The organism is uncultured Muribaculum sp. (genome assembly GCF_910583865.1).
Classification (GTDB): domain Bacteria; phylum Bacteroidota; class Bacteroidia; order Bacteroidales; family Muribaculaceae; genus Muribaculum.
The window spans coordinates 1-10,565 of record NZ_CAJTYX010000061.1 but is presented as its reverse complement, the minus strand read 5'-3'; the positions used below and the strand labels follow the sequence as shown (position 1 = coordinate 10,565).

Annotated in this window: 12 protein-coding genes; 8 read left to right on the top strand and 4 right to left on the bottom strand. The window is 55.6% G+C overall.

The genetic code is table 11. From position 1 onward, the window contains the following. The 8 genes from infA to eno all read left to right on the top strand — a co-directional run. Window positions 1-159, top strand: a 159-nt coding sequence (gene infA, locus QZ303_RS10225; protein ID WP_295732419.1) for a translation initiation factor IF-1, incomplete at its 5' end; no start/stop codon positions are given. Window positions 160-174: 15 nt separating this feature from the next. Next, entirely contained in the window at window positions 175-291 is a 117-nt protein-coding gene (gene ykgO, locus QZ303_RS10220) for a type B 50S ribosomal protein L36 (protein ID WP_068961805.1), read from the top strand. Between the two features lie 35 nt (window positions 292-326). After that, entirely contained in the window at window positions 327-707 is a 381-nt protein-coding gene (gene rpsM, locus QZ303_RS10215) for a 30S ribosomal protein S13 (RefSeq protein ID WP_295732416.1), read from the top strand. 9 nt (window positions 708-716) lie between these two features. Continuing rightward, window positions 717-1,106 carry a 30S ribosomal protein S11 gene (gene rpsK / locus QZ303_RS10210; protein ID WP_068961807.1) on the top strand — a complete coding sequence of 130 codons (390 nt, stop codon included), beginning with the start codon at window positions 717-719 and terminating at the stop codon, window positions 1,104-1,106. 175 nt (window positions 1,107-1,281) lie between these two features. Then, a complete protein-coding gene (rpsD, locus tag QZ303_RS10205) occupies window positions 1,282-1,887 on the top strand; it encodes a 30S ribosomal protein S4 (protein WP_295732412.1) in 606 nt (201 codons plus the stop codon). A 20-nt stretch (window positions 1,888-1,907) separates the two neighbouring features. After that, window positions 1,908-2,900 (top strand): DNA-directed RNA polymerase subunit alpha, encoded by a 993-nt coding sequence (locus QZ303_RS10200; RefSeq protein WP_295732410.1) that lies wholly within the window; start codon window positions 1,908-1,910, stop codon window positions 2,898-2,900. A 7-nt stretch (window positions 2,901-2,907) separates the two neighbouring features. Then, window positions 2,908-3,408, top strand: coding sequence for a 50S ribosomal protein L17 (gene rplQ, locus QZ303_RS10195; RefSeq protein WP_295732408.1), 501 nt, complete (start codon window positions 2,908-2,910; stop codon window positions 3,406-3,408). 386 nt (window positions 3,409-3,794) lie between these two features. After that, window positions 3,795-5,090 (top strand): phosphopyruvate hydratase, encoded by a 1,296-nt coding sequence (gene eno, locus QZ303_RS10190; RefSeq protein WP_295732406.1) that lies wholly within the window; start codon window positions 3,795-3,797, stop codon window positions 5,088-5,090. Window positions 5,091-5,202: 112 nt separating this feature from the next. Here eno and QZ303_RS10185 read toward each other — a convergent pair whose 3' ends face one another. Genes QZ303_RS10185 through QZ303_RS10170 form a run of 4 tightly spaced genes read right to left on the bottom strand, consistent with a single transcriptional unit; the run spans window position 5,203 to window position 10,283 of the window. Beyond that, window positions 5,203-6,639 (bottom strand): lipopolysaccharide biosynthesis protein, encoded by a 1,437-nt coding sequence (locus QZ303_RS10185; RefSeq protein ID WP_295732404.1) that lies wholly within the window; start codon window positions 6,637-6,639, stop codon window positions 5,203-5,205. A 13-nt stretch (window positions 6,640-6,652) separates the two neighbouring features. Beyond that, window positions 6,653-7,564 carry an ornithine cyclodeaminase gene (locus QZ303_RS10180; protein ID WP_295732402.1) on the bottom strand — a complete coding sequence of 304 codons (912 nt, stop codon included), beginning with the start codon at window positions 7,562-7,564 and terminating at the stop codon, window positions 6,653-6,655. A gap of 4 nt (window positions 7,565-7,568) precedes the next feature. After that, window positions 7,569-9,380, bottom strand: a complete 1,812-nt coding sequence (locus tag QZ303_RS10175) for an aminotransferase class I/II-fold pyridoxal phosphate-dependent enzyme (protein ID WP_295732400.1) — start codon at window positions 9,378-9,380, stop codon at window positions 7,569-7,571. Window positions 9,381-9,413: 33 nt separating this feature from the next. After that, entirely contained in the window at window positions 9,414-10,283 is an 870-nt protein-coding gene (locus QZ303_RS10170) for an N-acetylmuramoyl-L-alanine amidase-like domain-containing protein (protein ID WP_295732398.1), read from the bottom strand. Between the last annotated feature and the right edge of the window lie 282 nt (window positions 10,284-10,565).

Below are 10,565 nucleotides of genomic sequence, written 5' to 3'. Positions count from 1 at the left end.
ATGTTCCGCGTCGAGCTTGAGAACGGCCACGAAATCACCGCCCACATCTCCGGAAAGATGCGCATGCACTACATCCGCATCCTACCCGGCGACAAGGTGAGGGTGGAGATGTCGCCCTACGACCTGTCGAAAGGCAGGATAGCATTCCGATACAAATAAACAAACAAGATAAAAATGAAAGTTAGAGCATCAATCAAAAAGCGCACTCCCGACAGCAAGATCGTGCGCCGCAAAGGACGTCTGTACGTGATTAACAAGAAAAATCCGAAGTACAAGCAGCGTCAGGGATAAATTTTGTAACTTTGCAGAAAATTTAGTCAATCAATATGGCAGTTAGAATCGTGGGAGTCGACCTCCCCCAGAACAAAAGAGGTGAAATAGCCTTGACTTATATCTTCGGCATCGGACGCAGCGCCGCCAAGTCCATCCTTGAAAAGGCCGGAGTCGATGTAAATACAAAAGTTATGGACTGGACCGATGCCCAGGCCGCAGCCGTCCGCGAGGTAATCGGCCGCGACTATAAGGTGGAGGGTGACCTCCGCAGCGAGATCCAGCTCAATATCAAGCGCCTGATGGATATCGGCTGCTACCGAGGAATCCGTCACCGCAACGGTCTCCCCGTCCGCGGTCAGAGCACAAAGAACAACGCCCGTACACGCAAGGGTCGCAAAAAGACCGTTGCCAACAAGAAGAAAGCTACAAAATAATAATATAGTATGGCAAAAAAGACAGTCGCAGCAAAGAAGAGAAACGTCAAGGTTGACGCCAACGGCCAGCTTCATGTTCACTCCTCTTTCAACAACATTATCGTGTGCTTAGCCAACTCCGAAGGTCAGGTGATCTCATGGTCGAGCGCAGGTAAAATGGGCTTCCGTGGCTCAAAAAAGAATACTCCTTATGCTGCCCAGATGGCGGCACAGGATTGTGCAAAGGTCGCCTACGACCTGGGTCTCCGCAAGGTAAAGGCCTACGTCAAAGGTCCGGGCAACGGCCGCGAATCGGCAATCCGCACCATCCACGGTGCAGGCATCGAAGTGACAGAGATCATCGACGTCACACCGCTGCCCCACAACGGATGCCGTCCTCCCAAGCGCCGTCGCGTATAAGCAACCGGAACCGAACTCTACTTTCACTTACATTCTATTCAACTAAGGGAATCCGACAGGCCGACATGGCACGGGACGTGAATAGACTACATTTTTCATCACCTCTCTGTAGTCGCGGCTGCACTACCATGCACATCGGTCGTTACCCTTTCCCATCAATTTCCGACTAAACAAAATGGCAAGATATACCGGACCAAAAACTAAAATCGCCCGCAAATTCGGTGAGCCTATTTTCGGTGCTGACAAAGTTCTTTCGAAAAAGAACTACCCCCCGGGCCAGCACGGCATCAACAAGCGCCGCAAAAGCAGCGAGTATGGCGTACAGCTCCGCGAGAAGCAGAAGGCTAAATACACCTACGGCGTTCTTGAGAAGCAGTTCCACAACCTCTTCAACAAGGCTGCACGCAAGAAAGGTATCACCGGCGAGATTCTGCTTCAGCTCCTCGAGTCGCGTCTCGACAACGTTGTCTATCGTCTGGGCATAGCACCTACGCGTGCTGCCGCCCGTCAGCTTGTGCTCCATCGCCACATCACCGTCAACGGCGCCGTTGTCAACATCGCCTCCTACGAGGTGAAGCCCGGCGACGTGGTAGGCGTGCGCGAACGCAGCAAGTCGCTCGAAGTGATAGCCGACGCCCTCGCAGGATTCAACCACAGCAAGTACCCCTGGCTCGAGTGGGACGAATCACTCAAGGCAGGCAAGCTCCTGCACATCCCCACACGCGAGGACATCCCTGAAAACATCAAGGAGCAGCTTATCGTCGAGTTGTATTCCAAGTAATCATTCCAAACAATAGATCCATGGCTATTTTAGCATTTCAGAAACCTGACAAAGTTGTCATGTTGGAAGCCGACAACCACTTCGGTAAGTTTGAGTTCAAGCCATTGGAGCCGGGTTATGGTATCACGGTGGGAAACGCGCTGCGCCGCATCCTCCTGAGCTCTCTCGAAGGCTTTGCCATTTCCTCGATCCGCATTGATGGCGTAAAGCATGAATTCGACACTATCCCCGGAGTGAAGGAGGACGTGACCAACATCATCCTCAATCTAAAGAAGGTCGACCTGAAGCAGACCGTAGAAGATGTCGAGGACGAAAAGGCTACCATCACCGTGTCAGGGCAGGAGGTGTTCAAGGCCGGTGACATTGGCAAGGCGCTCACGGGATTCGAGGTCCTCAATCCCGACCAGGTCATTTGTCATTTGGATCCCGATGCAAGTTTTCAGCTCGAGCTTACAATCAACAAGGGCCGTGGCTGGGTGCCTGCCGAGGAAAATGCAAACCCCGGCGACCCCATCGATGTGATTGCGATTGACTCTATATATACTCCGATCAAAAACGTAAAGTACACCGTAGAGAACTTCCGCGTAGACCAAAAGACCGACTACGAGACACTCATCATCGAGATTACCACCAACGGCTCCATACTTCCAAAGGACGCCCTTAAGGAAGCCGCCAAGATTCTGATCTATCATTTCATGCTCTTCTCCGACGAGAAGATAACTCTTGAAACCACCGAGACCGACAACAACGAAGAGTTTGACGAAGAGGTACTGCGCATGCGCCAGCTCCTCAAGTCGAAGCTTACCGACATGGATCTCTCGGTGCGTGCGCTCAATTGCTTAAAGACCGCAGAGGTAGAGACACTTGGCGAGCTTGTCGTATTCAACAAGACCGACCTCCTGAAGTTCCGCAACTTCGGTAAGAAATCCCTTACCGAGCTTGACGAGCTGCTTGCAAGCCTCAACCTGTCGTTCGGCATGGATATTTCAAAGTACAAATTAGACAAAGATTAATTAAACGATGAGACATAATAAATCCTTCAACCACCTCGGTCGCAAGAAGGCTCACCGCGATGCCCTGCTCGCCAACATGACCATCTCGCTCATCATGCACAAGCGCATATTCACCACGCTTGCAAAGGCGAAGGCCCTCCGCATGTATGCCGAGCCACTCATCAACCGCGCCAAGGAGGACAACACCCCCAACCGCCGTCTGGTGTTCTCCCACCTGCAGAACAAATATGCTGTCACAGAGCTGTTCCGCGAGATCGCACAGAAGATCGCCGACCGCAACGGTGGCTACACCCGCATCATCAAGACCGGCAACCGTCTCGGCGACAACGCCAAGACTTGCTTCATCGAACTCGTAGACTACGACGAAAACATGATGAAGCAGCCCGGCGCCAAGAAGGCAGGACGCACCCGCCGCAGCCGCAAAGGCTCAGCCGAGAAGGCAGCCGAAGCACCCGCTGCCGAGGCTCCCGCAACCGAAGCCCCCAAGGCAGAGGAAGCAGCCGAGTAAGCCGTCTACCTGCTGACTGCATGTCAGCCGATATAAAACCGATTATGGCGATGTGTCGATGATTCCGGCACACCGCCATAATCGGTTTATTGCGTGTATCCGGCATATTGACGGATTGCGATTGTTGCATTTCCCCTCCTGAAAACTCGCACAGAGCACATGGAGTGCACAGGGATTACCATCTCCTTTCTACCCGATGTAATATCTATCTCTGTGTGCTCCCTGCGTGATATTTATCCCCGCTGATTATCCGTTGGCCTCTTGTCATCTATAAAAATTTGACAAAGTTTGCTAAAGCCGTAGCAGTCATTTGAAAAATTCGTATCTTTGTGTCCGGCTAAATGACCAAAATATTATTCTCTCATATAATCTAAAATCACCAAGTTATGAAAATCGAAAAAATCATCGGACGTGAAGTTCTCGACTCCCGTGGCAACCCCACCGTCGAAGTAGATGTAATCCTCGAATCCGGTGCACGCGGACGTGCATCCGTACCCTCCGGCGCATCCACCGGCGTCAACGAGGCTCTCGAGCTTCGCGACGGCGACAAGAACCGCTATATGGGCAAGGGCGTCACCAAGGCTGTGGCCAACGTCAACGGCCCCATCGCCAATGCCCTCGTAGGCATGTCGGCGCTCGACCAGATCCGCATCGACGAGACAATGCTCGCCCTTGACGGCACCGACACCAAGAGCAATCTCGGAGCCAACGCCATCCTCGGCGTATCGCTCGCCGTTGCAAAGGCCGCTGCCGACTACCTCGATCTTCCCCTCTACAAATACATCGGCGGATGCAACACCTACTGCCTCCCCGTACCGATGATGAACATCATCAACGGCGGCGCACACTCCGACGCTCCCATCTGCTTCCAGGAGTTCATGATCCGTCCTATCGGTGCATGCTGCTTCAAGGAAGGCATCCGCATGGGCACAGAGGTGTTCCACAACCTCAAGAAAGTGCTCCACGACCGCGGCCTCTCCACCGCAGTAGGTGACGAAGGCGGCTTCGCTCCCGCTCTCGACGGCACCGAGGATGCCCTCAACGTCATCATCAAGGCTATCGAGGCTGCCGGCTACGTGCCCGGAAAGGACGTGACCATCGGTCTTGACTGCGCTTCCTCCGAATTCTTCAAGGACGGTCTCTACGACTACACCTGGAAGCAGGGCGAAGGCGCTCCCAAGTACACCTCGCAGCAGCAGGCCGAATACCTCAAGACCCTCGTCGAGACCTATCCTATCGACTCTATCGAGGACGGTATGGCAGAAGGCGACTGGGAAGGCTGGAAGATTCTCACCGACCTCATCGGCGACCGTTGCCAGCTCGTGGGCGACGACCTGTTCGTAACCAACGTCAAGTACCTCAAGAAGGGTATCGAGCTTGGCTGCGCCAACTCCATCCTCGTTAAGGTCAACCAGATCGGCTCGCTCACCGAGACCCTCCGCGCCGTAGAGCTTGCACAGCGCAACGGCTACACCGCAGTGATCTCCCACCGTTCCGGAGAGACCGAGGACGCTACCATCGCCGACATCGCCGTTGCCACCAACGCCGGCCAGATCAAGACCGGTTCTGCAAGCCGCAGCGACCGTATGGCCAAGTACAACCAGCTCCTCCGCATCCAGGAAGAGCTTGGCGAGGACGCAGCCTACGGCTACGGCAAGCGCACCAAGATGCCCCAGGCATAATCAAAGTGCTATCAACGCCCCGTCAATGTGACAACACATTGACAACCACATAAAGGATGGCCGCCCCGCAACCCGGGACGGCCATCCTTTCGTTATGCCGTGGTTATTCCGGCTACCGCGATTTCAGGCGCCGCAGTGTATCGATCGTCTCTTTAACGGCCCTGAAGCGCAACGCATATGCGAGCCCCACATACGATGCCATGAACGCCAATGCCTGCAATGCCCAGTGTACCCGTAATCCCGTTTCCTGCAGGCCGGTCAGCGCGCCCAGCAGAGCGAGGCTCAGCAAGGCGATGGGGGCGACTGCCCGCACAAGTTCCCGCAGCCTAAGGCCCACCCATTTCCGCGACAGCAGCGCGTTGACCAGAAATATGTTGGCATGACTCGCAACCATAGCCCACATCAGGGCCGTCATCCCGCCCCACATCCCCACGAGCAACAAGGCCAGGAGCATCCCCCATTTGTAGAAGCTCCACAAAAAGAGCTGCCGTGAGCGCCCCACGGCCGCCACGGCATAATAGTTGATGTTGGTCAGGCACATGAACACGCTCCCCGCGCACAGGATGCGGAAATAGGGCACTGACGGCAGCCATAGCTCGCCGTAGAGCCATACTATGAGCGGCTCGGCCACGAGCACGAGCATCGACAGCAGGGGGAATATCACGAAAGCGATCACTCGGAAATTCATAAGCATGGTGGCCACAAGCTTGGGCCGGTCGTCCTGTAGCCGGGAATACACGGGATACATCACCTGTACGATTATTTGCGGCAGCGTGTAGCCTGAGATGGAGTTTAGCTTGTCGGCCTGAGAATAGTATCCCATCTGCGATGCCGAGAAACGTTTGCCGATAATAATCCCCTGCACGTTCTGGCACGCCGTCTGTAGGAGGTTGGCGCAGAACAGATATCCCCCGAAGGCGAACAGCCGCCGCAACGATGCCTTGGAAAATACCGCCGACGGCAGCCAGCGTGTCACGCAGTAGAACATCACTACCTTTATAACACTCATCGACAGCATCATCCCCACAAGACTCCACACCCCCATGCCGCGCATGGCCATGACCACGGCGAGCGCCCCGCCCGCGAGAGACGATGCGATGTCGATGGCAGCGAGGCTCCCGAACGACAGCGATTTCTGCAACCGGGTGGTCTGCACCGATATCGCGGCATTGAAGATAAGTGTCACTCCGAGCACGCGCAACACGGGCTCCAGTACGGGCATCTCGTAGAACCGCGCTACGAACGGCGCGCCGAGAAAAACTGTCAGGTAGAACAGCATCCCGACGCCGATGTTCCAGAAAAATATCGTGGAGAAGTCGGTCTGGTCGGAATCCTTGCGCTGTATCAGGGCGGAGCTGAATCCACCGTCGACAAACACCTGGCTGACGAGGATGAAGATCATTATCATGCCGATGGCGCCGAAGTCGGCGGGCGTCAGCAGGCGGGCGAGCACGAGATTGACCACGAACTGCAGCCCCATCGACCCTATGCGGTCGACCGACGCCCATATCGTCCCCTTTATAGCCCTCTTGCCAAGATTGTCACCCATCGATGCCTGCCTTCTATGCTTGATTCCGTGTGTGGAGCATGTCGAGAATCTTTGTAGCGTAGAGCACGTCGTGGAGCCCGAGTCCTATGTTGTAGGCGAGCAGGCGCTCATTGTCGGACGTGCGCCCCGGTCTTTCGCCCTTGAGCACTTCCTCAAGCTGGGAAAAGTCGCGGAAGCGGCTGAAATAGCGGAATCCTTCCACGTGGGCGCGGTCGTCGGCCACCACGCGGTCGAACACCGTGTCGCAGTTCTGGAATCCGCGCGTATGTACGGGCACCACCAGCACTCCCGGCTTAAACAGTGAGGTGTCCTCCACTACGAGCCTGTCGGCGTCGGTGATGCATGACACTATCACGTCGGCATCCGTCGCGAACGCCTCTATCGTGTCGACCGCCTCGAAGGTCACGTTGCCATGGCTGCCATATTCGTCGATGATCTTCTCCGCCTGGTCCTTGTAGCTCATAAGGCGTATGTGCAGATGATTGTCGGCATTGGAGGCTATAAGGCAGTCGAGCGTGGCGCGGGCCATCGCCCCGAGTCCGATGAACGAGTAGACCGACGCCCGGCTGTTGCGGAGCGTCTCTATCGCCAGTGTCGCCACGGCACCTGTGCGCATGGCTGTTATCCAGTCGGCATTGACCATGGCGAGCATCTCGCCGCTTTCGGTGTCGAAGAGCATCAGCTCGCTTTTAAGAGCCGGATGCGCACCTTTTACGCGTGACACCACCTTGCAGCCGAACCTTGAATATTCCGGCGGCAGCAGGCAGGGCATCGTGTTGAAAAAGTCGTTGCCTCGCGGATGCACCGACAGTTTCGCCGGCAGCTGGCAGCGGTCCTTCATCAGGAAAGCCTCGCGCACCCATCCGATGCATTGCAGTGGCGTGATGCCGAGGTTCTCTATATCGGTGCTTGTAATGATCTCCATTAGGTCAGATTGATTTTAGGATTGAAATGAGTCGGTCGTTGTCCTGGGTCGAACGAACGGCGAGGCGCACGAGATTGCGCGCGCTCATGTTCTTCTTGCGCGCACAGTTGCTCACAAACACGTCGTGGTCGAGCAGCACTCGGGTCAGCTCGGTCGAGGTGAAGCGCGAGGTGATCTCACATAGGAAATAGTTGGCCTGCGACGGCATCACGTGGAGGTAAGGGATCTCCCTGAGCAGCCCGTAGAAACGCTCGCGCTCGGCGATGAACTTGCGGCACGCCTTGGCATAGTCGGCCTCGTATTTCCCGAATATCTGCATGTAGAACTCGGCGAACGAGTTTATGTTCCAGATGGCCACGTCCTTTTTCATACGGACTATGGTGGCCGTGTCAGAGGTGGCGAACACGCCCAGCCGCAGCCCCGGCACTCCGTAGCTCTTGCTGATCGACTTCATCACGCTCAGATTGGGGTTCTCCGCCAGCGTGGTGTTGCGCAGCAGTGTGTTGCCGGCGGAATCGTCTGTGAAGTCCACGAAGCTCTCGTCGACGAGCAGCGCGCATCCGCGCTCACGGCACCATGCCGCCAGGCGCAGCACGTCGGCCACCGGTATGAAGTTGCCCGAAGGGTTGTCGGGGTTGATCAGCAGCAGCAGGTCGAGCCGCTTGTCGGCGAAGTGCTCCATGAGGTCGTCGGCATCGTAGCGGAAGTCGGGCTTCGTCGATATGAACGGCACTATTTCCGCCCCGGGAAGCCGGTTGGGATATTCGTCGAATGTCGGGTATATCACTCCGATGCGCTCGTGGGCATGGCTCTCGGCGAACGATTTTATCAGCTCGGCGGCGCCGTTACCCACGATCACGTATTCTTGGCGTATGCCGAAATACTTGGCTGCCAGCAGCGAGTTGACATTCTGCCCCGACGGATACTGGGTGAGCAGGGTGGTGAAGTTGGCCTTCATCTCGTCGACAAGGCGTTTCGGCGGGAAGAACGGGTTCACAAGGTAGCAGTAGTCGAGCAGCGACGGGAAGCGCCAGTAGCCCCCGTAGCGCTTGTGGTACTCCTGGTAGCGTACCTCGTCGTGCGAGAAGATGGCCGACGCTATGTCGAGGTCCTGTATGTCGTCGATCTCATACCACTTCTCTCCGTCTACCGGCAGCGCCTTCAGCGACGAGTCGTGGAGCATCGTGATCACGCGCAGCACCTGCTCGTAGTATTCGTTGTTGCCCATTACCTTCGAGTAGGCGTCGAGGAAGGGGACATATTCGTCGCGCGAGAACTCGCGTGAGAACTTGTAGATGTTCACCGTCTTGTAGTATATGTCGGCGTCCTCGTAGCGGAATGCTTGTTTGGGTATGAAATTCAGAATGTTGCGGTCTGCATCGATTGTCACCATCGTGCCGTCCATCCAGCTCTCGTATTTTGCCACGAGCGCCAGGTTGGGGTCGGGATGGCTCACGATCATCTCGAGCATTCGGTCGTCGAATATCAGGTCCGATTCGAGCAGCAGCGTGTCGTCCTCGCAAAGTTTCTCCTTGGCGAGTGCCAGCGAGTAGATGTTGTTTGTCTTGTCGTAGATGGGGTTGTCTATGTATTCTATGTCGATGACTCCGTCGTAACGGTTTCCGATATGCTCCTTGAGCCGCTCCCCACGGTAGCCGACCACAAGTATCAGCCGCGACAGCCCGAGCTTCGACAGTTGGGTGATCACCCTGTCGATCAAGGCTGTGCCGTTGACTTCGACCATGCATTTCGTGTGTCCCTTGGTCAGGTCGCCGAGCCGGCGTCCCATTCCGGCCGCTAATATTATTGCTTGCACGGGTGTAGTATTATGCGGGTGTATATCATATAGTTATTCGCAAAGGCGTATCACTCTCATCCCCGTGGCCGAACGGTTCTTCCTGAAATAGTCGGCCAGCGGTGCTGTCTCTGTCGTCACCTTCCCCGCTGCCGAGGAGGCGTGGAGCAGGTGGGGGATGCCGTCATCGCCGATCACCACTATGCCCATGTGCTGCACGTCGAGCCCGGGAATCTTGGTGGTGATGGCTATGATGTCGCCGTCGTGCAGCTGCGCCGTCACCCCCTTGTTGCCCACGCGCGAGCTTTTTATATAGGGGTAGCGGTGGTTGCGGTAGCCCAGCTCCACATTTTTTATTCCGTCGAGGTTGGCCGAGTCGGCCAGTGCGGGATATTTGTCGTGGTGTCTGCTGATGAAGTCAAGCGTCTTTACCGTGTATTCGGCCTCGGGAAAGCTGTTGGTGGCTTCCTTGAGGTTGCCACGGTGCACGTTGTCGAGTATCCACGCGCTCACATAGTGCAGCCGAGAGGCATACCCGTTGATTTCTCCTCCGGCATATCGCAGACGTTTCAGGTTGTAGATGAAGTCGCGCCACGACGTGCGGCCCTCGCCGATCGTGAATGCCAGCGCGGCCACGTTGTCGATCAGCGTCGTGCAGTCCATCTCGTCCATGTTCACCGTAAGTTCCTCCGTTTCTCCTTCGAGGGTCGACGCCACGTAGGGCTTGCCGGCGAACTGTTTCGCTATGTATGCTACGCGCTTTTCCGGACGTGCGTCTCCCACGGCCTTGGCGGCATCTATCAGGATTGTGTTTATGCGTGCGGTGTCGGTGGCTTCATTTTTAAATCTCACGTGGGGTGTGGCTGCCTGCATTCCGCATATGGAGGCGAGCAAGCACAGTATTGATGCAAGTTCTTTTTTCATTGCTACGTGGGGATTGTTTTTATTTCCACAAAAATATGAAAAATCCCCGACATGTCGGTGCCAATGAAGCCTCAATATATGTACGCGGGAGTGCGCGTATTGATGAGCGAGTGTGAATGAGTGTTAAATATATTTTCGTATATTATTGATATCCCTGTGATTATAGTGTGGTGCTACTTTGACACTGTAAAATTCTTGTCGAAATTTTTGGAGACTACGGAAGAAACGTCTAACTTTGCACTCGCTTTTGAGAAACGACCCAAGCGCGGGTCGGTGATCAGC

Coding starts and splice junctions, on each gene's coding strand:
- ykgO (WP_068961805.1), top strand. CDS start 175: ATGAAAGTTAGAGCATCAATCAAAAAGCGCACTCCCGACAGCAAGATC.
- rpsM (WP_295732416.1), top strand. CDS start 327: ATGGCAGTTAGAATCGTGGGAGTCGACCTCCCCCAGAACAAAAGAGGT.
- rpsK (WP_068961807.1), top strand. CDS start 717: ATGGCAAAAAAGACAGTCGCAGCAAAGAAGAGAAACGTCAAGGTTGAC.
- rpsD (WP_295732412.1), top strand. CDS start 1,282: ATGGCAAGATATACCGGACCAAAAACTAAAATCGCCCGCAAATTCGGT.
- QZ303_RS10200 (WP_295732410.1), top strand. CDS start 1,908: ATGGCTATTTTAGCATTTCAGAAACCTGACAAAGTTGTCATGTTGGAA.
- rplQ (WP_295732408.1), top strand. CDS start 2,908: ATGAGACATAATAAATCCTTCAACCACCTCGGTCGCAAGAAGGCTCAC.
- eno (WP_295732406.1), top strand. CDS start 3,795: ATGAAAATCGAAAAAATCATCGGACGTGAAGTTCTCGACTCCCGTGGC.
- QZ303_RS10185 (WP_295732404.1), bottom strand. CDS start 6,639: ATGGGTGACAATCTTGGCAAGAGGGCTATAAAGGGGACGATATGGGCG.
- QZ303_RS10180 (WP_295732402.1), bottom strand. CDS start 7,564: ATGGAGATCATTACAAGCACCGATATAGAGAACCTCGGCATCACGCCA.
- QZ303_RS10170 (WP_295732398.1), bottom strand. CDS start 10,283: ATGAAAAAAGAACTTGCATCAATACTGTGCTTGCTCGCCTCCATATGC.